This is a genomic window from Acidimicrobiia bacterium, assembly GCA_041676705.1.
GTDB lineage: Bacteria > Actinomycetota > Acidimicrobiia > Acidimicrobiales > SKKL01 > Actinomarinicola.
The window spans coordinates 117,796-141,386 of sequence record JBAYRL010000003.1 but is presented as its reverse complement, the minus strand read 5'-3'; the positions used below and the strand labels follow the sequence as shown (position 1 = coordinate 141,386).

19 protein-coding genes are annotated in these 23,591 nt (G+C 54.7%); 6 read left to right on the top strand and 13 right to left on the bottom strand.

The genetic code is table 11. The features are described from left to right. Positions 1 to 20: 20 nt before the first annotated feature. Positions 21 to 2,351 carry an MMPL family transporter gene (locus WC184_06710; protein MFA7477570.1) on the top strand — a complete coding sequence of 777 codons (2,331 nt, stop codon included), beginning with the start codon at positions 21 to 23 and terminating at the stop codon, positions 2,349 to 2,351. Here the strand turns inward: WC184_06710 and WC184_06705 are convergent. Then, complete coding sequence (locus WC184_06705) at positions 2,329 to 2,751, bottom strand: MaoC/PaaZ C-terminal domain-containing protein (protein MFA7477569.1); 423 nt, start codon at positions 2,749 to 2,751, stop codon at positions 2,329 to 2,331. The two genes, WC184_06710 and WC184_06705, sit on opposite strands and share 23 nt — an antisense overlap. A gap of 2 nt (positions 2,752 to 2,753) precedes the next feature. Further along, positions 2,754 to 3,266, bottom strand: coding sequence for a MaoC family dehydratase N-terminal domain-containing protein (locus WC184_06700; GenBank protein MFA7477568.1), 513 nt, complete (start codon positions 3,264 to 3,266; stop codon positions 2,754 to 2,756). 152 nt (positions 3,267 to 3,418) lie between these two features. Here WC184_06700 and WC184_06695 point away from each other — a divergent pair, with 152 nt between their 5' ends. Beyond that, the gene (locus tag WC184_06695; GenBank protein ID MFA7477567.1) at positions 3,419 to 5,473 is read left to right on the top strand and encodes a diguanylate cyclase; all 2,055 of its coding nucleotides are present in this window, start codon (positions 3,419 to 3,421) and stop codon (positions 5,471 to 5,473) included. Between the two features lie 173 nt (positions 5,474 to 5,646). Next, positions 5,647 to 6,936, top strand: coding sequence for an acyl-CoA dehydrogenase family protein (locus WC184_06690; protein ID MFA7477566.1), 1,290 nt, complete (start codon positions 5,647 to 5,649; stop codon positions 6,934 to 6,936). A 155-nt stretch (positions 6,937 to 7,091) separates the two neighbouring features. Here WC184_06690 and WC184_06685 read toward each other — a convergent pair whose 3' ends face one another. The 3 genes from WC184_06685 to WC184_06675 form a co-directional block, all read right to left on the bottom strand. Next, a complete protein-coding gene (locus WC184_06685; protein MFA7477565.1) occupies positions 7,092 to 7,898 on the bottom strand; it encodes an SDR family NAD(P)-dependent oxidoreductase in 807 nt (268 codons plus the stop codon). Between the two features lie 74 nt (positions 7,899 to 7,972). Then, positions 7,973 to 9,670: a class I adenylate-forming enzyme family protein gene (locus WC184_06680; protein MFA7477564.1), complete on the bottom strand. Its 1,698-nt coding sequence runs from the start codon at positions 9,668 to 9,670 to the stop codon at positions 7,973 to 7,975. 116 nt (positions 9,671 to 9,786) lie between these two features. Then, complete coding sequence (locus WC184_06675; protein ID MFA7477563.1) at positions 9,787 to 10,869, bottom strand: lysylphosphatidylglycerol synthase transmembrane domain-containing protein; 1,083 nt, start codon at positions 10,867 to 10,869, stop codon at positions 9,787 to 9,789. Positions 10,870 to 10,985: 116 nt separating this feature from the next. Between WC184_06675 and WC184_06670 the strand changes: the two genes are divergently transcribed. Both WC184_06670 and WC184_06665 read left to right on the top strand, forming a co-directional pair. After that, on the top strand, positions 10,986 to 12,311 hold the full coding sequence (locus tag WC184_06670; protein MFA7477562.1) for a hemolysin family protein: 1,326 nt from the start codon (positions 10,986 to 10,988) through the stop codon (positions 12,309 to 12,311). Further along, positions 12,308 to 13,597: a hemolysin family protein gene (locus tag WC184_06665; protein MFA7477561.1), complete on the top strand. Its 1,290-nt coding sequence runs from the start codon at positions 12,308 to 12,310 to the stop codon at positions 13,595 to 13,597. The genes WC184_06670 and WC184_06665 overlap by 4 nt, the downstream gene beginning before the upstream one ends. Here the strand turns inward: WC184_06665 and WC184_06660 are convergent. From WC184_06660 to valS, 3 genes are read right to left on the bottom strand one after another with little or no spacing between them, the layout of a single operon-like run. Further along, on the bottom strand, positions 13,586 to 14,389 hold the full coding sequence (locus WC184_06660; GenBank protein MFA7477560.1) for a family 1 encapsulin nanocompartment shell protein: 804 nt from the start codon (positions 14,387 to 14,389) through the stop codon (positions 13,586 to 13,588). The two genes, WC184_06665 and WC184_06660, sit on opposite strands and share 12 nt — an antisense overlap. Then, the gene (locus WC184_06655) at positions 14,390 to 14,788 is read right to left on the bottom strand and encodes a ferritin-like domain-containing protein (protein ID MFA7477559.1); all 399 of its coding nucleotides are present in this window, start codon (positions 14,786 to 14,788) and stop codon (positions 14,390 to 14,392) included. Between the two features lie 7 nt (positions 14,789 to 14,795). Then, positions 14,796 to 17,390: a valine--tRNA ligase gene (gene valS, locus WC184_06650; protein ID MFA7477558.1), complete on the bottom strand. Its 2,595-nt coding sequence runs from the start codon at positions 17,388 to 17,390 to the stop codon at positions 14,796 to 14,798. 60 nt (positions 17,391 to 17,450) lie between these two features. On the opposite strand from valS, the gene cysS reads away from it, so the two are divergent. Continuing rightward, positions 17,451 to 18,803: a cysteine--tRNA ligase gene (gene cysS / locus WC184_06645; GenBank protein ID MFA7477557.1), complete on the top strand. Its 1,353-nt coding sequence runs from the start codon at positions 17,451 to 17,453 to the stop codon at positions 18,801 to 18,803. Here cysS and WC184_06640 read toward each other — a convergent pair. From WC184_06640 to WC184_06620, 5 genes are all read right to left on the bottom strand, one after another. Then, positions 18,800 to 19,576, bottom strand: coding sequence for an acyl-CoA thioesterase domain-containing protein (locus WC184_06640; GenBank protein ID MFA7477556.1), 777 nt, complete (start codon positions 19,574 to 19,576; stop codon positions 18,800 to 18,802). The two genes, cysS and WC184_06640, sit on opposite strands and share 4 nt — an antisense overlap. Positions 19,577 to 19,641: 65 nt before the next feature. Next, positions 19,642 to 21,033: an anthranilate synthase component I family protein gene (locus WC184_06635; GenBank protein MFA7477555.1), complete on the bottom strand. Its 1,392-nt coding sequence runs from the start codon at positions 21,031 to 21,033 to the stop codon at positions 19,642 to 19,644. A 51-nt stretch (positions 21,034 to 21,084) separates the two neighbouring features. Continuing rightward, positions 21,085 to 22,206 carry a Zn-dependent alcohol dehydrogenase gene (locus tag WC184_06630; protein MFA7477554.1) on the bottom strand — a complete coding sequence of 374 codons (1,122 nt, stop codon included), beginning with the start codon at positions 22,204 to 22,206 and terminating at the stop codon, positions 21,085 to 21,087. Between the two features lie 77 nt (positions 22,207 to 22,283). Next, positions 22,284 to 22,562 carry a hypothetical protein gene (locus WC184_06625; GenBank protein ID MFA7477553.1) on the bottom strand — a complete coding sequence of 93 codons (279 nt, stop codon included), beginning with the start codon at positions 22,560 to 22,562 and terminating at the stop codon, positions 22,284 to 22,286. Beyond that, positions 22,559 to 23,587: a glycosyltransferase gene (locus WC184_06620; GenBank protein ID MFA7477552.1), complete on the bottom strand. Its 1,029-nt coding sequence runs from the start codon at positions 23,585 to 23,587 to the stop codon at positions 22,559 to 22,561. Before WC184_06620 ends, WC184_06625 begins: the two co-directional genes overlap by 4 nt. Positions 23,588 to 23,591 lie beyond the last annotated feature (4 nt).

Here is a 23,591-nt window from a genome sequence, read left to right as displayed (position 1 = left end):
CCGAGGAGACAAAATCGTAAATGCTAGCTGCCATAGGACGTTTTAGTTTTAGGCATCGCCGCGTTGTATTGGTGGCATGGCTGGTTTTCTTGCTGGGTGCCAACGGGCTCTCACAGATGGTCGGCCCAGTGTTTGATGACTCGTTCAATATCCCAGCTTCGGAAAGCCGTGACGGCTTCGCCAAGCTCGATGAATATTATCCCGACTTAGGGAACCAGGGATTTGGTGGCACGATCGTCTTCCACTCTGAAAATGGCATTCGCGATCCTCAAGTTCAACAAGCCATGCAGGAAATGTTCCAAGCCGTGCGCGAAATTGAACACGTCTCGGTGGTTGACCCTTACGAAGACCCCTTTAACATCCACATCAACGGCGACGAGACCATGGCCTACGCCGAGGTGGCCATAGAGGGTGCGGCTGACCAAACCCTTGGTGAAGAGATTGGTGATCAGATTGTTGCCCTGCGACCTGAACTCGACGGACTTCAGGTAGAAATTGGTGGACAGTTCTTAGCCGGTTTTGAAACACCTCAATCTGAGATGATCGGGTTGGCTTTTGCCATCGTGGTGCTAATTGTCGCTTTCGGATCGGTCCTGGCCATGGGTCTACCGATTAGCGTGGCGCTCTTTGGAGTTGGCACTGGTATTGGGCTGATCGGCCTGCTCTCACGGGTTGTGGCTATGCCCGACGTGGGTTCGGTGGTTGGTGCCATGTTGGGTCTAGGCGTAGGAATCGACTATGCCCTCTTCATCGTGACGCGATACCGAGAGGGGCTTTCTTACAGCCAAGACCCCGAGCAGTCGGTCGTAGTTGCTATCGATTCTTCTGGTCGTGCTGTCGTCTTTGCCGGGCTAACAGTAGTGATATCGCTACTTGGTATGTTGCTAATCGGCCTTGGTTTCATCTCTGGCTTGGCGATTGCCTCGGCCACCACTGTGGCGGTCACGATGGTAGCTTCCGTAACGCTCTTACCAGCGCTTTTGGGTTTTGCGGCGCTTCGTATCGAGGTTACCCGCTGGCGAGGTCTGATAGCAGCGATACTGGTGGCCTTGGCGTTGTTGGGTTACGGCACAGGGATCAATATCCTGTTGATCTCGGTGCCCTTAGCCGTGGTCGTGCTTATCGCAGGTTTGGCCGTTCCACAGCTGAAAGCCGAGGTTCCAAAACGCGAGCCAAAACCCATTCGTGCCACCTTGCCCTATCGGTGGAGCCGTTTGGTTCAGCGTCACCCCGTGATCGGTCTGGTTGTTGGTGGGATACTCCTAGCAATTTTCGCCATCCCCGTATTCAGCTTGCGTCTTGGATTCTCTGACGAAGGCAACTTCCCCCCTGATAGCACCACCCGCAAAGCATACGACCTGTTAGCAGAGGGTTTTGGTGAGGGTTTCAATGGCCCGCTAATTGTGATCGCCGAAACTGAATCTAACGGAGGCTTCGCTCTCGCAACCGAAATTTCAAACGCCATCGGTGAACACCCTGGTGTGGCCCAGGCCTACCCAGCATTTCCGAGCGACATGGAAGCGCCACTCGATGCTCCTGCCTATCTAATTCAGGTGATTCCTACTAGCTCCCCGCAGGATGAAGCTACCAATGAACTGGTGCACGAATTGCGCTCTGACGTTTTGCCAGCGCTAATCGACGGAAGCGATTTTCAGGTGTCGGTTACCGGGGTCGTAGCCACTGAAATCGACTTTACCGACTATTTAGCGGGCCGTATCTTCGTGTTTTTCGGCGCCGTCTTAGCGCTCTCATTTGTTTTCCTAATGGCAGTCTTTAGATCACTTGTTGTGCCAATCAAGGCAGTATTCATGAACCTGCTCTCAATAGCGGCGGCATACGGCATTGTCGTAGCGGTCTTCCAGTGGGGCTGGTTAGGCACCCTCTTTAACGTGCAGCCAGCACCGATCGAACCGTTCGTCCCGATGATGCTTTTTGCCATCGTGTTCGGCCTGTCAATGGACTACGAAGTGTTTCTGCTATCGAGGATAAAAGAAGAGTACGACCGCAGCCACAACGCAGCTTTGTCGGTGGCCGATGGCTTGGCTGCCACAGCCAGGGTTATCACCGCCGCTGCCGCCATCATGGTGGTGGTCTTCGCCAGCTTTATCTTCGACGGGAACCGAATTATTAAGCTGTTCGGTCTGGGCTTGGCAACCGCGGTCTTGCTTGACGCCAGTATCGTTCGAATGCTGCTAGTGCCTTCGACTATGGAGCTGCTGGGCCACAAGAACTGGTGGTTACCCAAGTGGCTAGACCGGATTCTGCCTCGATTGAACGTGGAAGGCGGAAGCGAGGGATTGAAATTGTCCCCCGCTAGCGCCGAGGGCGTTACGGGTCCAGACGGGCCGTAGCTTTGCCTTGAAAGACTTCCTTATCGTCTTGATTTGAGGTGACAACGTTGAAGTCGGCCAGCCAGGTGTCGCCTTCTTGACGAATGGCTTCGACGGTGGCGGTGGCTTTTAGATCGTCTCCAGGGAAAACCTGTGAACTAAAGCGGCCGCCAAACTTGGTCAGACGTCCGTCACCAACGGTGTCGGTTAGTAGCCGGCCGGTCATACCCATGGTGAGCATTCCGTGTGCGAAAACCGTGGGGTAGCCAGCCACTTTGGTAGCAAAGACTTCATCGGTGTGGAGCGGATTGTAGTCACCCGAAGAACCAGCATATTGAACGATTTGAGTTCGTTTAAGATCTTCAACCAGTACGGCCGAGAATTGTTGACCAACTGAAATATTTTGTGCGCTAAGCGGCATTTTTATGACTCCACTGGTCGTTCGGTGCGAACACCTACACTGCGGGCGGTTACTACCAACTCACCATTTTGATCACGGTATTCAGTCACTGATTCCGAGAACAGCAACTTTCCAGCACGACGGCCCTCTTTTTCCCAGGTTTCACCCGGGGAGGTAGTGGCCGTTAAAACGTCGCCCTCGCGCAGCGGACGGTGATATTCGAAGTGTTGTTCAGCGTGGAGTCCGCTGCCACCACCCGAAGATTTTTTCTCGCCGCTGTCTTCTCCAGCCGGTTTGGGTGGTAGGCCGCTGGGATTTTTGCCAGAGCCGAACCATGGTCGGTCGGGATGCGGGCGTAACCCATAATCGGGGTTAAATTGTGCGCTGGCCTGCACGAAAGTGGGCGGAGCAATAATCGAGCCCACTTCAGTGGAGGCTGCGTATTCGGGATCGGAATAGATGGGATTGGTGTCGCCGATACTTCGGGCGAACATCAATATGTGGCCGTATTCAACGGGAAATTTTTCGACTGCCATAGCGCCAGCGTAACCGTTCTAGGCCGATACATGTGACCTTTCTTACAGTTAGTAGGAAGGCCGAGTACTTTTCGGGCACAACCGCCACGGCGCCTGCTAGTGCTACAGGCCTAATGCTTGGTCAAACTATAAACTCGCGTTGGTTACTGCCGATGAGTATCCAAGCTCCTTGGACAAAGACATCGATGAATATGGAACCCACCCACCAAATCAGGGGTACTTTCATTCGAAACGTGGCTCGATACATTCAGCGCGCCGTTGGTGAGGAGGCTTTAGAAGAACTGCTCGGTCGGACCGGGCTCAGTCGTGTGGTGCTAGAACGTGAGTTTGCCAATGAATGGCGGGCGTCGGCCGAGATGGACGCCGTCTTAGAAGTGGCTTTGGAACTCACTCAAGATCGTGACCTGGGGCGACGAATTGGTGAGCAAGCCTTTTATGAAATTCCTGATGCTTATCCATTTCTAATCGGCACCGGCTCGATCGGGGCAGCGGTGGTGGAAGCCGTCAGCATTGCCAGTCGAAGTAGAGTGCGCACACCTTTTGAAGTGCGAGAGGTGACGAGTCAGAGCGTGACGGTGGTTGGTGATGGTTCCTCACGGGGTTACCTCGGATGCGGAATCACCCAGGGATTCTGGTCGCAGATCCCTTCGCTGTTTGGCGCCGTAGGTTCGGTAGTGGAGCTGCAATGCGAAAGCCGAGGCGACAGTCACTGTGAATATCTGGTGCGCTGGGAGTTCCCCGCCACCGCAAGAGGTGTGCGCAGCCACACTCAGCAAGACCGCCGCGAATCGCTGCTTCGACGTTATGAACAAATGCATTCTATGGCTGCCGAGTTCGCGAATACCACCAACATAGAACAACTCTTGCCAGCTATAGCCCGGAAAGCCGCGGCTGTGGTGGCTGCGCCGTTTTCGATCGTGGCAATAGAGCCTCCGGCGGAAGTTGGCTTGTGGAACATCGGCAGTTACGGACTTACAAAAAAAGAAGCCGAGCGGATGGTGGCCGCATATCACGAGACGGGGAAACTGCCGACCACCGCGGCTCACATCATTTCCCCCATTCGTCCCGAACAGGGCAGCTATGGCTACATAATTGCGCTACAGCAAGACGGAATTCCTATCCGGAGCCACGATCAGCGCATGCTCAACGCATTCACGGCCTTCGCAGCACCCTCAATAGAAACGGCACAAGCCATGGAAGCCTCGTGTTTGGAACGTGATGCCGCCTGGGCTTTGCTCCAGTTAAGCCATTCCTTAGCGAAACTCACCGATGTTCGAGATATCGCACGCGAAGTGTCACGAGCCGTGCCTTATGTAGTGCCGTGTGATGAAACTTCGGTGCTTCGTTGGTGCGCCGATGATGGCACTATGACCATCTTGGGTAGCTGGCCCCGAGTGGCTCCGGCTGAACTTCAAACTTTTCCTGTTGACGAGGCTGGCAGTACCTGGGAGTTAGTGACAAAACACGTGCCGGTCACGATTACCTCAAGCACAGCCTCACAAGCAACCAAAAGCTATATCACCGAGCGGACTGTTGACAGCCTATTGGCGGTGCCCATTGTGGTGCAGGGCGAGCTTTTTGGCATGGTAACCGCCGGGCTCAAAGGGCATGAACAACGTTTACACACCGAAAAACTCGTTGAGCGTTTGAGTGGTATTGCCGATCAGGCGGCCCTAGCTTTTTATAACGCATTGTTGTTACGAAGTGCGAAGCACCAGGCCACCCATGATGCGCTAACCGGCCTTCCCAATCGAACCATGATGGAGCAATATCTCGCCGAGGCGCTGGAAGGTATTACTAGCGTACATAGTTTTGTAACGGCCATGTTTATTGACCTTGATGGCTTTAAGGAAGTTAACGACCTACACGGACACTTAGTAGGCGACTCTGTGTTGCGGACTGTGGCGGAGCGCTTGGAAATCGGGCTTGGTCCCTCGGGAGTGGTGGGTCGCTTAGGGGGAGATGAGTTCTTGGCGGTCTTGCGGGCACCGGGCCAAGCCGCTCAAAGCCCAAAAATTGCCCAAACACTGCTTAGTTCCTTGATTGAACCCATTCAGGTCGACGCCCTAACGGTAACGATCGGTGCCAGCATTGGAATTGCCAGCACCAACAACCCCAAAGGGGACAAGGTGGCCTTGTTAAGGGCTGCTGATAAAGCGATGTACCTTGCTAAAGAGAGCGGCCGCAACTCGTGGCATATCGCTTGATCTTTTATTGGTAGCGTGTGAAATGCCACCTCATAGGGCTTTTGAATAGCTTTGATGCTGTCCGAATTATGGAATCAACTGGCCGGGTTTGAGTGGGGTAGTGCTCATGGTAGACAATTGTCTAATAAAGACATCCCCAAATCGGGGTGGTCGCAGACTCAGACGAGGGAAACATGACTGATCCTGTTGACGAGGTAAATGCCTGGCTCGAAGAGAACTGGGACCCAGACCTCACCGTGGCGGAATGGTGGGAACGTTTAGGGCTATCAGGATGGGCGCATCCCAGCCTGCCAGAAAATGCTTATGGCAAAGGCCTCTCACGTGGTGACGCCGTTCGTGTCGCAAATGCCATCGCTGCCTTTGGTGCTCTCGGTGCCCCAGGGGGCCTTGGCTTGTTGTTGGCCGCGCCCACTATCGCCACCCACGGCACACCCGAGCAGATCGAGCGCTATGTTCGCCCAATCGTGACGGGTCAAGAAGCCTGGTGTCAGCTCTTTTCTGAACCCGGTGCCGGTTCTGACTTGGCTGGCTTGAACGCTCGTGCCATCCAAGATGGCGAAGAGTGGATTGTAAATGGCCAAAAGGTGTGGACCTCTGGTGGCCAAATTGCCGACATGGGTATGCTAATTGCCCGCAGCAACATCGATGTGCCCAAACACCAAGGCATCACCTACTTCGCAGTTAACATGCACCAAGATGGCATGGATGTACGCCCACTTCGTGAGCTCACCGGTCGGGCCATGTTTAACGAAGTCTTCATGAGCGATGTTCGCGTCGAAGATGCTGCCATCATTGGTGGCTTGAACAATGGCTGGGCGGTTGCCAACACTACCTTGATGTTCGAACGAGCTGGCTTGGGTGCTGGTGGTTCTGGCGGTGGCTCAACGGCCTCGCCTGGTCAAGTTGCTGGCGATCTGCCCAAGCGCGCCGGTGACTTCGTGTCGGCACCATCTTCCATACCAACCGAGGCTCCCGCTCGTCGCGGTCGACGTGGAAACATGTACGTCGATTTAGCACGATCGAACGGCAAAATTGACGATCCGATTATTCGGCAAGGCTTGGCGAAGTTGCATACCCTGAACGAGATTGCCCGCTACTCCAACGAGCGCTCTAAAGCTGCTCGTGCGGCTGGTAAGCCAGATATTCCGGGCTTGCCCAACATTGCCAAGCTGTCGATGTCCGACATTTTGCGTCTGCAGCGTGACCTGTCTATGACCATCATGGGCATGGCTGGAACCCTGCACGCTTATAACTCGGAAGATCGTAAGAAGCTTGACGAAGCTACGGGTAACCCCGCTTCGGCTCTCTTCACCGAAGGCGTACTTTTTGCTCAGGGCCCACCGATCTATGGTGGTACCGACCAAATCCAGCGCAACATTATTGGTGAACGAGTACTTGGTCTACCCAAGGAACCGAACCAAGACAAAGTACTTCCGTTCAAGGAGCTCCCCAAGAACGGTTAGTGACATCGCTTCTTAAAGCGTCGATGGGGCTGGCACCTGTACACAAGTGCCAGCCCCATTGCTATTTTTGCGGTGGATATCATTCAGACCAGCACCTGAGCGTCAAGCACGCCAGGGTTGGCTGTGATTGGTCAATTTGAAACGCTAGTCACCGCTTAATTGGCTGGGAACGGTATGCCTAGTTCTTCCATAATGGGCTGAGCGTAGGTGACTTTGCCGGTAAGGGTGGCTGGATCGCCCGTGCAAAGGGCATGTGCGGCCTCGGCCATATACGAGACCGGTTCGTGATTGCTGGCTGATGTGCGTTCGTGCAGCTTGTGGTGAATGACCCCAGGAGTGAGAACTAGGCCTGAAGGTGAGAGTACGTTCACAGCAATGTTATGGCTGTGAACCTCGGAGGCTAGTCCGGTGGTGAAGCGCTCCAAGGCTGCTTTGCACATGCCGTATACGGTACTACCGCCCGGGTTCTGGTAGGGAGGCCCTACTGGGTGACGGCCAGCGCCCGATGAGATGTTCAAAATCCAGCCGCTTTGGCGTTCTTTCATACCACCGAGCACCGCTTGAGCCAGCTCGAATGGTGCCCGCACTTGCACTTCAAACATTAAGCGCCAATGGTTCTCAGAAAACGTCTCGACCGGTTCGAAATACGTGATGGCCGCGTTATTAACCAAAATATCTACGGGCCCAAATTCCCGTTCGGCTTCTGCAACCAGACGAGCTCGATCTTCGGCCCTTGAAAGATCGGCCGCAATGGCAACGGCGTTGCCACCAGCGTCGCGTATCTTGGCGACTGTGGCGTTGATACTTCCGGGTAGCGGATGGTCGCCTTCTTCGACGGTGCGTGCCGAAACCGCTACCGCCGCACCTTCGGCGGCGAAACGTTCGGCGATGGCCTCGCCGATGCCGCGGCTAGCGCCCGTGACAAGAGCAACTTTGCCTTCCATAGTGCCGGTTTTACTCATGGTTCCCCCCATTTTCGCTGGTACCCAGCTTAAGACCAGATACCAGCATGTCATGTTATTTTTGTTGAAACGGCTTAGGCGTTAGCGCCACTCATGGCATCGCGAAGCTCACGCTTCAAAATCTTGCCAGCGGCGTTACGCGGTAGCGCTTCGGTATGGAACTCGATGGTGGTTGGTACCTTGAAGGATGCCAAACGTTCACCAACAAATGTTTGAAGTTCTTCAGCAGTCAAGCTGCGGCCCTCACGTAGCATGACCGCGGCAGCTACTTCTTCACCCAAGCGTTCATTAGGAATACCAAAGACGGCAGCCTCATAGACGTCGGGGTGCTCATAAATTGCCGCTTCGACCTCAGCCGAGAAGATATTTTCCCCGCCTCGAAGCACCATGTCTTTGGCGCGATCTACGAGGAATACAAAACCTTCCTCATCGATGCGGCCAATGTCGCCTGTTCGTAGCCAGCCATCCACAATGGTCTCAGCAGTGGCCTCGGGGTCGTTCCAATAGCCACGGATGAGATGCGGACCCTTGAACCAAACCTCACCAATTTCATTGGGGCCAAGCACATTGCCAGCCGGGTCGGTTACTCGCATTTCAATGGCGGGTACCACACGACCGGTGCTGGTTGGGTGGCGCAGGTAGTCATCACCCGAGTTGCCGGGGCCATAAGCGTTGGTTTCGGTCATGCCATAGCCGATTGAAGGACGTCCTTTCGAGAAGTTCCCTTCAATCCGTTTCACCAACTCGGGTGGTGCTGGCGCGCCGCCGCCACCGACTGACTTCAGGCTAGAAGTGTCGTACTTATCGAAGTTGGGTGATTCGAGAAGATCCCATGACATGGTAGGAACCCCTACAAATTGGGTGACTCGCTCGCGTTCGATCAGCTGCAAAGCACGTTCAGGATCCCACTTGTACATAATGACCAGTTTGCTGGCAGAGATGAATGAACCCAGCATGACTGGCACACAACCGGTCACGTGAAATAGCGGAACAGTGAGGATTGAGCAGGAACGATACTCAGGAGCATCGTCGGTGTTGGCCTTAGCATCGGTGATCCCCATGGCCTGATTCATGGCGCCGCGTGAGGCAAAAGCTAGCAGGGCCGAGACTATCGCCCGATGAGTTGATACTGCACCCTTTGGTGCGCCTGTAGTCCCTGAGGTGTACAAGATAGTGGCGTCATCATCGGGATGAATCTCAACCTGGGGCATTTCTGCACCTACAGGCAAAACGTCATTGAAGTGGTCGACTCCTTCTGGCACTGGTCCATCGACCCGCACGGCAATGACTTTTAAGTCGGGTAGGTCACTCAACAACGGAGTGACCCGTTCTACTCGTTCCCGATCGGCAAATAGAACTGAAGCGCCCGAGTGTTCGAGCCCATAGCGGTGTTCGTCCTCAGTCCACCAGGCGTTAATGAGAACTGCGATGGCACCTATTGACAGGGTGGCCGCATAGGCGGTGATCCACTCGGGGTAATTCCGCATGGAAATGGCGACACGGTCACCTTTTTTGATCCCGTATTGGTTAACCAGCATGTTGGCCACAGCATCTATCTGTGCCATGACCTGAGGGAAGGTGTAAGTTTCGTCTTCATAAATAATGAAGTCGACATCACCTCGGGTGCGACCGGTATCGAAAAGCACTTTCATCGATGGTGGTGCGGTAGAAAATACCTTGCTCGGCACGCCCAACACATCTTCTTCAGCAAGGGCGAACGGCCCCCCAGGGCCAAAAATGGCCTCTCCTGCTTGTTCCCAAGTAAGCGACATTTACACAAGATCCTCTTCGATAAAAACTGTATTGGTAGTCTATGTCGTAAGGCACACTTGTACTAAGCCCGCCAAGCTACGGTGCCATGATGCTTTCGTGGGTTAGCCCGGCAGCCCTAGCTGTGCGAAACACCATTTTCTGGTTTGCCATAGCGCACCCGGAAAGCGATCCAGGCACCTAGACCAGCGGGTAAAGGCAACCAAAACGCTGATAGCCGGTAGGCGCCAGTGGCCAACAAGGCTTCGGCGGCGCCAATGCCAGCTAACGAGAGCGTGGCTGTTAACCCGGCCTCAACGAAACCAAGGCCCCCTGGGGTGATTGGTATCATGCCTAAAACTGAAGCCGTCACGAATGCTAGTAACACCAGCGAGGGGTTCGGTCGTGCACCAACGGCGGCCAAGGCCGCTAAGAGCGACAAATAGTCGAACAAAGAACGACCAACGGTCGCCAAAATGGCGTCACGTTTGTGGCTCCCCAAAGTTCGTTTAATGTTCACCCGCTCTAGCAGCAGACGCTCGGGCAAGTCTCCTGGAGGCGGATTACGCCGCCGAAAGCGTTTTTGTAGCCCTTGAACAACGTTCCCGATGGCGCTTAGCGGGGCGTCAGAAACCAATATCCAGGTTCCAAACAGTGCCAGCAATACGAACACGCCTAGGCCCAACCAGACGGCGGTTAATAGGGGTCCACGTACCGGGGTGCCAGCCAACATGGCAGGAAAAGCCAGTACTGGTAACGCTAAAACGGTGCCGGTTGTGAGCAGTGAGACCGCAGTCAGCGAAGAAGCCGCCGCCGTGGCGTTCACGCCAGCACGGGTAAGCATTCGCATTTGAAGTGCAACACCAGCGGCCGCACCGCCGGGTACAACTCGGCTAAAAGCGTTACCGGCCAGCTGCGAGGTGATTACTGGAAACCACTCGGGCCGGTGTAGCGCCAAATGTTGCAGGGCCCACACGCAAAAAAAGCTGACTGCTTGGAACCCTACAATTGCGATCAACCACAACGGTTGAATTCGCACCACCGTGTCCCAAGACGAATAAACCTCCACCAAGCTGGGGGCAAAAATGTGGAGTGAAAAGCCAGCTAGAAGGATTAAGAGAGTGCGGCTAAAGAGTCCAGACTTCTTGGTTCCGTTCTGTTCTGCTACGCCGCCGTTTCGCCCCGACGTGCCGTGGGGTGGTGAAGGGGACGAAGTATCCATCGCCGCGAGGCTACCGAACCTAGACGCCTATGCCGAGTCGAGCGGCCAGAGTCGTTTATGATTACAAGCACTGTGAAGCATCGAAAACCAAACTGTAGGCGGACCGGGAGCAAATATTGTTAACGGGCCTAGGCGTAGCTGCGGTCATCGCACTGATCGCCGTTAACGCGTATTTCGTAGCAGCCGAGTTTAGCTACGTAGCAGCCTGGAAGGGACGTTTAGTCGATGCGGGCGAGCTAGGCGACACCCGAGCCTTACGAGCTCTAGATGTTTTAGGCGAACTTTCTTTCATGCTCTCAGGAGCACAACTTGGGATCACCGTGTCGTCGTTGGTGCTGGGGTTCATTGCCGAGCCCACCTTAGGCAAAGCCTTACAGCCGGTGGTGGGAGCACTTGGTGTCTCGGTGTCGCTTCAACCTGCCGTGGCGTTAGCGGTGGGTTTCGTTCTGGTCACTGTGGCCCAGATGGTCTTTGGTGAATTGGCCCCGAAAAACTTGGCTATTGCTAAACCTGAGCCGGTGGCGCTCGCACTGGCTCGCAGCTTGTGGCTATATCAACGTATTGCAGCACCGGTAATTCGTTTTTTCGACAACTCAGCAAATCGGCTGTTGCGAATGGTGGGAATTGAACCGGTTGCAACTTTGAAGAATGCCGTGGCTACTGATGAGCTGCCTTTGATCGTGGATGCTTCGTCGCAAGCGGGATCGTTGACCCCTGAAGAAGCGGAACGTTTCAAACGGGCCATTGAATTTCCAAGCCTGGATGCACGCGAGGTGATGGTGCCGTGGAATCAGGTGATCACGGTCAGCGCCCAAGGCGTAGGACGCGACCTGCAACATCTTTTAGCCACTACGCGACTTATGCGATTCCCGGTCGTTGATGAGGCCGATGAGGTGGTGGGTTTGGTCCATGGGAAAGACCTCTTGGCGGTTGATATTGAACGAAGGTTTGATGTTCGACTCATAGACTTGGCTCGTCCAGCTGTGGCGGTGCCTGAAAGTGCTGATTTGCCTCAGGTGCTGCGCGAGCTGCGCCGTTCGACCAGTGCCATGGCGATTGTCGTTGACGAGCATGGTGGCACTGCTGGAATCTTGACCATCGAAGACATTTTGGAAGAACTCGTTGGTGAAATCGAAGATGAATTCGATATCACTCCGTCGCCACAGGCCTACAGCATTGGGCCTCATCATTGGCGCCTACCTGGGGATATGCGGTTGCATGAGGTTGAGCGGGCCACCGATGTGGTGCTTGAGCCTGGCCCTTATGACACCGTAGCGGGCTATCTGATTCATGCTTTGGGCCGAATCCCAGAAGAAGGCGACAGTGTTGATATTCCCGGTTTGCGCTTGAGTGTGGTGGAGATGCAAGAGCGGCGGGTACTCACTGTTGAGCTATATCGAACAGATGCCGATGCCGACGACATTGGCGATGGTGAGTCATGAACATCGCTTTGGCCCTAGTTGCAAGTGGTGTTCTGCTGGCTGCCAATGGTTTTTTCGTAGCGGCTGAAATCTCGCTTCTTTCCGCCCGCCGATCACGGGTAGAGCAACTGGCAGCAGAAGGTAATCCTCGGGCCAAGCACGCTTTGGCCGGTTTACGTGAGCTTTCGTTGATGTTGGCTGGTGCCCAGCTAGGCATAACCATGTGTTCGTTGGGGCTGGGCATAATTGCCGAACCTGCCATCGGTGGACTTTTACGTGCCGCTTTTGGGTCGGTTCAGATTCCGAGTCATCTGAGTGAAGTTTTGGCGTTCGGCTTGGCATTGGGCTTTGTGGTACTTGTGCACATGGTGGTGGGCGAAATGGCCCCCAAGTCTTGGGCGCTGTCACACCCCGAATCCACGGCGTTGGTCCTAGCGCGACCTTTTCGGTATTTCGCACGTCTGTTACGTCCGCTCATTTATGTGCTGAATGCCAGTGCCAATACGGTGGTCAGAGCCATGGGGGTGGAACCTCAAGACGAGATGGCATTAGCACACTCCTCTAGCGACCTCATCATGTTGTTAGACGAGGCTGTCGGCGAGGGTGCTATTGAGCTCGAAGAACACACCTTGTTATCACGTAGTCTCGAGGTTTCTGGTCTGACCGCCGAAGCTGTGATGACACCCCGGCCAGCCATTGTGGCGGTGGAAGCTACGAGGACCATTCCTGAGCTTGAGCGTGAATCGGTTCGCACAGGGCGTTCAAGAATTGTGGTTTATAACGGTGATCTCGACCATCCCTTGGGCGTGGTACACGTTCGTGATGTGTTAACCCATGAAGGCACTAGGCAGACCACCGCCGGCGAGTTGGCCGGTCCCGTGTTGTTGACACCCAACTGGCTTTCGATTGAAGAGCTTTTTCTAAGGATGCGTCTAGAACGACGCCACCTGGCCTTAGCGGTTGATGAACACGGCATTGTTATTGGGCTAATCACCATGGAAGACGTGCTTGAAGAGCTAATCGGCGATTTCGAAGATGAGTCGGATCGTGCTAGCCGTCGGATTAGATGGGCTCGAGACGGCAGTGCCGTAGCGCCAGGGTCACTACGGCCGGAAGAAGTTGAGAACCGACTAGGTTGCCGTATTCCCAAGGGTGACTGGGACACCTTGGCTGGTTTCCTGATCGCTCAGCTAGGGCGTGTTCCCTATGAAGGTGATGTGGTAAAAACACCGACCGCCACCTTCGAGGTGGCGGTCATGGACGGCGTGGCCGTTCGCGAAGTCAGGATTACGCGTTTAGTGAATTAAAGCAATGCCCGCCTCTGGAGCCAGGTTCCTAAAGGTCATGCTTTCTTCGAGGTACAGTGAAACGCTCTGCGAATCGTGTGAATCGTAGCCAATGGAAATATCTTGGCCGACGACTAGCTCGTAGTCGCCACCTCGTTGGCTGACAATAACAGCACCGCTCACCGAAGGTGCCCACACGATGGGTCCTTCCAAGATCTTCCGCAGGTGTTCAAAAACGGGGTAGCCACCACGCTGGGTTGTTTCAACTACGCCTTGGTAGCAGTGAGGCCCCAAAGCAATGGCGTAAGGTCCAGCGACACCTTCGGTTCGCAACTTGGCAACTGCTCGTGCAACGAGAGAAGGATATTCTTCGTAGTCGTCGCCAATGTCGAGGGGCGCGTGGGGTGAAGCCTCGGCGATGCCACTAATGCCCGCCGCCGGGTATCCAGTGAAAATGGCGTTGTCTTCGGCAGTAGCTAGTAGCCGCGCCGCTTCAGTGATCGGGCTTAAATCAGCGGTTTCTGACCCACGATCAATGTTCTCAATCTCGCGACGAGACAGAGTGAAGGGCACCCGAAGTTCCACCAACGGCTGCACTTTTCGGAGCGAGGTAGTGACCCCTGGCAAGCCCTCACCATTTAGTTCGGAGACCTCACCGGTAATCTCAGCGTGATGATCCCAGCCCTTTGGTCCTACAAAATCAACGATTTTGCGACCAGCCAGAAATTGACGAAGCACCATAGTGGCCTCATCAGAAATTGCGTCCCAACCAGCATCAGCAATGGGAGCCAGTTCCCGGAATAGATGGTTCATTTACAGTTCTTCTCCCTTGAGGCTTCCAATTCCAAGTGATCCGTTGAGGCCCCGTGGTGCCGATGGAGCATCGGGGCTTGTGCCGTCACCGTTTCTTCCCATGGCTTCAGCTTCAGCTTCCAAAATATCGCCGTCGGTAAATAGATAAGTACGGAGCTCATCATCGAGGACGGGGTCACGACGACGCAGCCACTCAAGTGTCATGGCGGCGTGTTCTTTTTCTTCGTCTCGGTTGTGGGCCAATATTGCGGCCAACTCTGGATCGTTGGTGGCTTCGACCCGCTGGTCGTACCAATCAACGGCCTCTAGCTCCTCCATCAACGAGACTATGGCTCGATGATGGTCCATGGTGCGTTCCGAGAGGAGCTCGACTGGCTCGTGGTACCCTTCGCTGGTCATAGAATGGCTACTCGCTTTCGTCAGGAACTAGTTCACATATCACATTAAGGCCTTCCAGCCCGCTAGGCGCGTTCGGGTTGGCTTTAAGTTCAATTTCATTGATTACCCCGGCACCGCCGAGATCATCCAAGGCCAATTTGAGAGATTCGATGAGACTTGGCTCGCCACTGATTTGGGCCAATGAGACTTCGGTTCGAAGCGACCGTTTAGCGTTAGTTTTGGCTTTGCGTACCTCGCTAAGTGCTGAGGTGGCGGCTTCTACTAAAGCCGCATTAGCGAGTGGCGCATTGTCGAATTCGCTCACTAAAGGCCACGGTGCACGATGAATTGAGCCGGGCTGCCACCAAGACCAAACTTCCTCAGTAACGAACGGCAAAAACGGGGCAAACAGCCGAAGGAGCGTGGAAAGCGCCAGTTCAAGTGCTACCTGAGCTGAAGCAGCCCGATCGGCACCGAAGGCACCATAGGCGCGACCTTTAACTAGCTCTAGATAGTCATCGCAGAAAGTCCAAAAAAAGGACTCGGTTCGTTCTAGTGCTCGGGCATAATCGAAACGATCGAAGGCTTCGGTTGTTTCCTCCACCAGTTGAGCCAACTGCGCCAACATGGCTCGATCGATGGGCTCGGTGACCAATGAAGCGTCGAGTGACGAGTCGCCACCTAGACCCAGCGCGAATTTAGAAGCATTCAGCAGTTTCACCGCTAAACGTCGACCGACCTTCATCTGGCCTTCGTCGAGTGCCGTGTCTACACCACTACGAGCGCTAGCGGCCCAATAACGCACTGCGTCAGAGCCATGTCGGTCTAATACGTCATTAGGCGTAACGACGTTGCCTTTCGACTTCGACATTTTTTTGCGGTCAGGATCCAAAATCCAGCCGTTGATCATGGCATGTTTCCACGGCATGACATCATGCTCAAGGTGTGAGCGTACGGCCGTTGAAAAAAGCCAGGTTCTGATGATCTCGGGACCTTGTGGTCGCACATCCATCGGGAATGTACGTTCAAATAGGTCGGGATCGTCGATCCAGCCACAAGCTATTTGTGGGGTGAGCGATGAGGTGGCCCAGGTGTCCATAATGTCGGGCTCACCAATGAAACCGCCAGGTTGGTTGCGTTGGTCTTCGCTGTAACCACGCGGAACGTCGGTGGAAGGGTCAATGGGCAGGGTGTCTAGGTCGGGCGTCAACACGGCGTCGTAGTTGATCTCGCCCCGAGCGTCGATCTGGTACCAAAGCGGAATCGGTACACCGAAAAAACGCTGCCGTGAAATAAGCCAGTCACCCTGCAACCCATTCACCCAAGAGTCGTACCGGCCCTGCATGAACGCGGGGTGCCAAACTAATTCATTGCCGCGTTCCAGCATCGCTTGACGCATGCTGGCGTCACGACCACCGTTGCGAATATACCACTGACGAGTGGTGATGATCTCTAGCGGTTTGTCGCCCTTTTCAAAAAATTTTACAGCGTGGGTTATGGCTTCGGGTTCACCAATGAGTTCACCCGATTGGCGCAGCAACTCAACCATTTTGGCTTGGGCGGAGAACACGGTCAGACCGGCTAGCTGAGCGTAGATGTCAGCGGACTCGCCTTCAATACCTGGTGGTGGGCTTGCTAGAACCCGCCCGTCTTCGCCGAGCATGGGTCGAACCTCAAGTTGAAGTTCGCGCCACCAGGTGACGTCGGTCATGTCGCCAAAGGTACAAACCATGGCGATACCCGAACCTTTTTCAATTTCAGCCAAGGGGTGCGCCATAACTGGAACTTCTACCCCAAATAATGGGGTTCTAACCGTTTGGCCAAAAAGTGGTTGGTAGCGTTCATCATCAGGATGAGCAACCAGAGCCACACAGGCAGCCAACAGTTCGGGCCGGGTGGTTTCAATGACCACGTCGCTGCCGTCAGCTTTGTGGAACGCCAGTTTGTGATACGCCCCCGGACGCTCGCGATCTTCCAACTCGGCCTGGGCGACCGCGGTATGGAAAGTTACATCCCAAAGTGATGGTGCCAACGAAGCGTAAGCTTCACCTCGGGCCAAGTTGGCAAGGAAAGCTTGTTGTGCAGCACGTTGAGCACGTTCACCGATAGTGGCATAGGTCAGCGACCAGTCAACGCTTAGGCCAACTTTGCGCCAGACGTCTTCGAAAACCTGCTCGTCTTCTTCAGTCAGAGCCAAACACAGCTCAACGAAGTTAGGTCGAGAAATAGCAATATGATCGCGCGGGTTCTTGGCCGGTTCTGCAGGTGGGAGGAAGTTCGGGTCGTAGGGCAGTGAGGGATCGCAGCGAACACCGAAATAATTCTGCACCCGTCGCTCGGTGGGTAGGCCGTTGTCATCCCAACCCATTGGATAGAAGACCTCGGCACCTCGCATCCGTTGGTAGCGGGCCACGGTGTCGGTTTGTACATATCCAAACACCGAGCCCATGTGCAGCGATCCACTAACGGTAGGTGGCGGGGTATCGATAGAGAACACATCGGCGCGTTTAACGTCGCGATTGAAACGATAAGTGTGGGCCCGTTCCCACTCTTGGTCCCAGCGTTCTTCAAGGCCGTCCAGAGTAGGTTTTGCGGGTGCTTGGCGGTTGATCGAGGAGCTCACACCTATAAAGCTACAAGCCGCCTGCGGCTAGGTCAGATGCTCTCGGTTAGCTTAGTTGTTGTGATACGTCTCTTTGATACCGCCAAAGGGGAAGTTGTACCCCTAGAAACCCGTGAACCAAACAAGGTTTCGATGTATGTGTGCGGCCCTACGGTTTACGGCCCGCCCCATGTTGGGCACGGCCGGATGACACTCGTTTTCGATGTACTACGGCGCTATCTCACCTGGTGCGGGTATGAGGTACATCACGTTTCCAACATCACCGATATTGACGACCAGATAATCAACAAGGCTTTGGCCGAGGGTAAAGACACCACAGCCGTGGCTGCCGAGAACGAAGAGCTGTGGTGGGAAGGTGTCGATGCCATTGGGGTGGCGCGCCCACACCAAGATCCACACGCCACAGCGTGGGTAGCCGAGATGGTGACCTTGGTCAGTGAGCTGGTCGAGCGCGGCGCGGCCTATGAAACCAGCGACGGCGTGTACCTAGATGTCGGGCAAGTGCCAGGGTACGGGCTCTTGGCCCGACAAAGTATCGATAGTTTGAAAGCGGGTGCTCGAATTGAACCCAATGACGAAAAGCGCACCCCCATTGATTTCGTGTTGTGGAAGAAAGCTAAAGCTGGCGAGCCAGCCTGGCCTTCTCCCTGGGGTGATGGTCGACCTGGTTGGCACACCGAATGCGTAGTTATGTCGCTTGGAATTTTGGGCGACGACTTCGACATTCACGGTGGTGGCATAGATTTGGCGTTTCCTCACCACGAAAATGAACGCGCTCAAGCGGTAGCTTTAGGCCGACCTTTTGCGCGGTTGTGGATGCACAACGGCTTTGTCGAGGTGGAAGGCGAGAAGATGTCGAAATCTCTTGGCAATTTCACCAACCTCATCGACCTGGTGCGCTCTAGCGATCCTCGAGCCTATCGCCTGTTGGTTTTGCAATCGCATTACCGTTCGCCAATGGAAGTCACCAAGACCACCATTGGTCAGGCTCGACAAGGTGTTGCCCGTCTCGATTCTTTGGCCCGCCGGGTGAAAGACATGCCTCGTGCAGAGGCTGATGATGAGGCCATGGCCGCATTTCGAGCCACCATGGATGAAGATCTCAACACTCCCGGGGCAATGACGCTTCTGTTTCAGCTAGTCCGTCGTGCTAACCAGGCCCTAGACAGTGAAGACTTCACCACGGCAGCGCCACTCGTAGCAGCGGTGGTGGCTATTTGTGAAGCGGTGGGAATGGAACTCTCAGACGCCCCTGAAGAAGTACCTGATGACATCGTGGCCATGGCCACCGAGCGAGAAGAGGCCCGAGCTTCACGTGATTTCGCTCGGGCTGATGAACTTCGTGATGCGATTAGTGCCCGGGGTTGGGTCCTGGACGATTCAGCGGCTGGCACCACTATTCGCCGAGGTTAAGAGCGGCGTTTTCGAACCAACACTTCTTGGGAAAGCGAGGAGATGTGGGTTCCGTCTTGACCAAAAATGTAACCTCTCGATAGCCCTCGGCCATTACCAAGCTCGACGGCGTGGATGTCTTCTAGACGCCATTGGTCGGCCCGAAATGGCCGGTGGAACCAGACGGCATGGTCAAGGCTTACGCCACTTAGTTGATCAGTCGGGTTGGCTTTGGGATACATCCGAGAGACTGGTTCGGCGGGCAGGTCATCAGATGAATAGGCCAATCCGCAGGCATGCAACATGGGGTCATCACCCAGGTCGCTGTTCATACGAATCCACGCTCGAGAGCGGGTTACGTCTTCATGGTCGGTCACTGTGCGGCGTTCAAAGGCTGAGCTCCACGAGTCGTCGCTAAGCTCTTCGGGCGGTGGGGCGGTAGGAATGGTGAGAAGTTGAATTTCGGGTGACTCTTCCTCCACTTGGAAGGAAGCGATCATGGTCAAGATGGCACCGGTTGATTGTCGTGCTACTACCTGGCGGGTTACAAAGGAACGGCCGTTACGCAGTCGGTCGACTTCATATCGAATGGGCTCGCTCGAGTCGCCGCGGCGGATGTAATAGGCGTGCAGCGAGTGAGGATGAAACCTTTCCTCAACAGTGTGACCGGCAGCTCGAAGTGCTTGTGCCACAATCTGTCCACCAAAGAGCCCGCCCCAAGGGTAAGAAGGCCCGGTACCCACGTAGGTGTCGGTGCCGTGTTTCTCGAGCGACATCATTTCAACAAAATCCATGATTCGATTGTGGCTTAGGCCGCGCCGCGAAGCGGAATGCGACGTCGATAAAGGCGGCTTTCTAACTAATCGGCTTGTGGCCAGGCCTGGGTTGCGAGCTGGCCGCCAATCGCTCGAATAAGTGGCTCTGCTTTGAGCCGACATTCTATGGTTTCAGCGGCCGGGTCAGATGCGGCGGTAAGTCCGCCACCTACACCCAGAGAAATTTGATCTGAATGCGCTTCAAAGGTGCGAATCGCCACGTTCCAATCTGAGTTGCCTTGCACGCTTGCCATGCCAATGGTGCCGGTGTAAACGCCCCGCGGGGCTGCTTCTAGCGTCTCGATTAATTCGAGGGCTGCGTCTTTGGGACTGCCGGTGATGGAAGCGGCCGGAAAGCAATTTTTAAGTAGTTGGCCATTGCCTATTTTTTCCGGTAACCGACCGGTGATCTCGGAAACCAGATGCCATACACCCGGATGTGGCTCTAGATCGTACAGTTTCGTTACCTCAACTGTCCCTGGCTCGCATATTGTTGAGAGCTCTTCGATAGCCAAATCGACTACCAGCCGGTTCTCGTCGCGCTCCTTGGTCGAGGCCAAGAGCTCTTCGGCGGAAGCAACATCGGCCACCGGGTCGCCAATACGTGGACGGGTGCCCTTAATAGGTCTCGTGCTCACAAAATTGCCGTTGCGCGAGAGGAACAGTTCGGGTGAGAGACTAGCAATATTGTGGTGCGCGTTGGGCGTTAGGAATGCTGCATAAGGTGGGGCCAGGGTGTCTACGGCAGCGGCGAAAGCATCGTGAAGTGAGCCCGTCAGCGTCGCTTGAAACTGCATGGTCAAGTTCAGATGATCCAGCTCGTGAGCGTCGATGTGCCCCAGGGCGACTTCAACATTTTTTTGGTGTTCTGCTGGTGTTGGAACTGCCTGAAACCCGCTCAGCTGCCAAGCTTTAGAACGAGTATCTGCAGCATTCAAGCGGCGGGTGAACTCGCTTAAACGCTCGTCGATGAAAGCAGCGCGCTCAGCGGTTCGGATGGCTTCAAAATGCCACCCCGTGGTGGTGTTGTAGCTCAACAAGTGGTCGTACCAACCGAACCACCACGGCGCTACTTTTCCCTGATTGGCAGCAGATCGTGATTCGTGACTTGATTTTTCGTCAACGGAACCGGGATAGGCGATATAACCAACCCAACCACCGAAGATAGCCGGTACAGAATCAGTAGTTTCTAACGAAGTTGGCGGGACACCGAGATTGTCGGGAAGCTCATTAAGAAGGTCGAACGCGCCAGCTTGGCTGATTGTTCCATGCTGGCCGCTGTGAACATGGTGTGGTTCCGACCCGATAATGGCTTCGGTTCCAAGCCATTGGCCAAAGAGGGCAAAATGGTGGGCGTCGTCTCGAAAACTCCGCAAGACCTGCGATGGCTTAGCCGAAGAGCTAATAGCAATCTGTACGTATTCGGCTTGGCTCATGCTGGCCTCATGGCATCAAGATTACTGCTTGCGCCACGCCCACCATGATTGCTAGTGAATGATTACTGAACGGGCCACCTCGCCGTCTTTCATGGCTTGGAATGCTTCGTTCACTTCATCCACAGAAATTTTGCGAGAAATTAGTTCGTCAAGCTTCAGCTCGCCGGTGCGGTAGAGCTCGATCATCTTGGGAACGTCCTCGTCAACATTCACCGACCCGTACCAGCAACCCTTAATCGTCTTCGCGGCGTACAAGAAGGTAAAGGCGGCGTTCAGGTCGAGCTGGACTTCCAGGCGAGGGACACCGACAAGCACGATTTCGCCACCGGTGCGGGCCATGTTGATAGCTTGATCGATGGTAGGGCCAAGGCCGATTACTTCGAACGAGGTGTCTACACCCCGACCTTCGGTGAGGGCCTGCACAGCCGCAACCGGGTCACCCTCACCTGCGTTCACAACGTCAGTGGCACCAAATTCTTTTGCCATCTCAAGCTTCGAGTCGAACATGTCAACGGCGATAATTTTGGTGGCACCTGCAATTCGGGCACCTTGAATAACGTTAAGGCCTACGCCGCCACAACCAATCACGGCTACCGAATCGCCGGGTTGAATCTTGGCGGTGTTCAAAGCGGCTCCAACCCCTGTGAGTACGCCACAACCAATTAGTGCCGCTGCTTCTAGGGGCACATCGTTGGGGATTTTGACCGTTGAAATGGCTGGAACCACCGACTCATTCGAGAAAGTGCCGCAGTAGGCCATTTGGCCCAGTTCACCTTCAGGGGTTGAGAAGCGTTTCGAACCATCTAGCAGCCCACCGAGTGAGACGGCGGCGTTCTTTTCACACAGGAAACCTTGGCCTCGGCGACAGAAATAGCATTCGCCACATTGAGGTACCCATGACAAAACCACATGGTCGCCGACGGCACGATCGGTCACACCCTCGCCAACTTCGGTAATAACACCGGCGCCTTCGTGGCCAAGCACCAACGGTGCCATAAGAGGAATAGTGCCATTTTGAACTGAGATATCGGAATGGCAGACCCCGGAAGCCACCATCTCAACCCGGACCTCACCTGCTTGTGGTGGTGCAACGGTGATGTCATCTCTAATCTGAAGGGGTGTATCAACAGCGTTTAGAACAGCTGCTTTAGCGCTCCCTTTGTTTTCAGCCATTTAGCTCGACTCCTCTAGGTGGTAGTTGTTAGCGGTCTTGAAGTACACGACCGTACACCGTAAAGGAGACAAATGTCTCACTCTTTTGGAGGCAAAAGCCCTTCATCTCGATCGGCATCATCGGCGGCCCGCACTGCATACCCAAGGATGATGGCGGGTGCTAAGAACACTGAACCCAAAAGTAGCGACCAAATCACCAAATTGGTAACAAGAGTTGTCCAGCCTGTGGCTACGCCCCATCCAAAAACCAAGATGGAGACTAAGAACATGGTGCCACCAAAACGCTGCCCAAACTTTACAAAGGCAGCTAGTCGTGCGCGCCTTTGCAGAACTGGGTCGCCATCATTCAGATTCATGGTGTCCATCCTGCCTCAATTAGTAGTTCATGAATGGCATTGGTCATGGTTTCAATCGACAGGAACTGCCGCACTGTTTCACTATTGTGATGTAGTAGATTGATCTTGGGAGATTTCAAAAACGCATCCAGGCGATCGGCCTGATCAGGGTGGAACCATTTGAAGCCCAATTGTTCCAACTCTTCCGCCACAGCATACGGTCCGACCAGCGCTGGTTTCAGATACGTGGCGGCTTCGATGGGTGGATTGCCGAAGCCTTCCCAGGTAGAAGGAAAGAGCACCGCGTCACAGGCGGCATAAAAATCGGCCGGGGAGTAGCCGCTAGTGTGAATCACTCGACATTGGGCACTGGCTAATATTTTGGCCAGGGTGGGGCCATAGCCTTCTTCGGCCGGACCAATCAGCCAGTAGGTGGCGTTTAGCTCTTCACAGATGGCCACGGCAGTTGGAATGTCTTTGCGTTCGATGGCGCGAACCGGATGCACAAAGAGACGTTCGGCGCTACTTACCCCCAGGCTTTCTCTGGTGGCGTCGCGGTTGCCAATGGGCGGATCAGGTTCGAATCCATTGTAAATACGGGTCGCTTGTAAGCCGCGGGCTTCAAACTCGGCTTTAGTGAGGTCGTTAATTACTACATGGCGCCAGTGAGGGTCATCGGGTGGCAGCACGTCTAGATGTGCCAAATGTGCGCGCTGCCAGGCAGGATCATGGTGGTGCAAAATGGCGCGACGACCAGCTAAGACCTCAGCCAAGTTGAGCGAAGCTTCTAGGTTGAGGGGGATAGTCAAAACATTCTCAACGATCACCAAGTCAAAGCCTCGAAGTGCGCCTTCAAGTTCGCTCACCGAGGCTGCTTGGCGTGCGTCGATGGCCAGACCAGCGACAATACGGTCAACCGGGCCCTCCCCAGCAATCGTCGAAACCTCGAAGCCAAGCTGTTCTAAGGCCCGTTGCCAAGTGGCTGCAACGATTGAAACACCGTCGTTCAAATTTAAGCGGAATGAAATTATGGCGGCGCGGCTCATTTTT

Bases quoted from the DNA above. Each gene is read 5' to 3' on its own strand.
- WC184_06710 (MFA7477570.1), top strand. From the start codon at position 21: ATGCTAGCTGCCATAGGACGTTTTAGTTTTAGGCATCGCCGCGTTGTA.
- WC184_06705 (MFA7477569.1), bottom strand. From the start codon at position 2,751: ATGCCGCTTAGCGCACAAAATATTTCAGTTGGTCAACAATTCTCGGCC.
- WC184_06700 (MFA7477568.1), bottom strand. From the start codon at position 3,266: ATGGCAGTCGAAAAATTTCCCGTTGAATACGGCCACATATTGATGTTC.
- WC184_06695 (MFA7477567.1), top strand. From the start codon at position 3,419: ATGAGTATCCAAGCTCCTTGGACAAAGACATCGATGAATATGGAACCC.
- WC184_06690 (MFA7477566.1), top strand. From the start codon at position 5,647: ATGACTGATCCTGTTGACGAGGTAAATGCCTGGCTCGAAGAGAACTGG.
- WC184_06685 (MFA7477565.1), bottom strand. From the start codon at position 7,898: ATGAGTAAAACCGGCACTATGGAAGGCAAAGTTGCTCTTGTCACGGGC.
- WC184_06680 (MFA7477564.1), bottom strand. From the start codon at position 9,670: ATGTCGCTTACTTGGGAACAAGCAGGAGAGGCCATTTTTGGCCCTGGG.
- WC184_06675 (MFA7477563.1), bottom strand. From the start codon at position 10,869: ATGGATACTTCGTCCCCTTCACCACCCCACGGCACGTCGGGGCGAAAC.
- WC184_06665 (MFA7477561.1), top strand. From the start codon at position 12,308: ATGAACATCGCTTTGGCCCTAGTTGCAAGTGGTGTTCTGCTGGCTGCC.
- WC184_06660 (MFA7477560.1), bottom strand. From the start codon at position 14,389: ATGAACCATCTATTCCGGGAACTGGCTCCCATTGCTGATGCTGGTTGG.
- WC184_06655 (MFA7477559.1), bottom strand. From the start codon at position 14,788: ATGACCAGCGAAGGGTACCACGAGCCAGTCGAGCTCCTCTCGGAACGC.
- WC184_06640 (MFA7477556.1), bottom strand. From the start codon at position 19,576: ATGGATTTTGTTGAAATGATGTCGCTCGAGAAACACGGCACCGACACC.
- WC184_06635 (MFA7477555.1), bottom strand. From the start codon at position 21,033: ATGAGCCAAGCCGAATACGTACAGATTGCTATTAGCTCTTCGGCTAAG.
- WC184_06630 (MFA7477554.1), bottom strand. From the start codon at position 22,206: ATGGCTGAAAACAAAGGGAGCGCTAAAGCAGCTGTTCTAAACGCTGTT.
- WC184_06625 (MFA7477553.1), bottom strand. From the start codon at position 22,562: ATGAATCTGAATGATGGCGACCCAGTTCTGCAAAGGCGCGCACGACTA.
- WC184_06620 (MFA7477552.1), bottom strand. From the start codon at position 23,587: ATGAGCCGCGCCGCCATAATTTCATTCCGCTTAAATTTGAACGACGGT.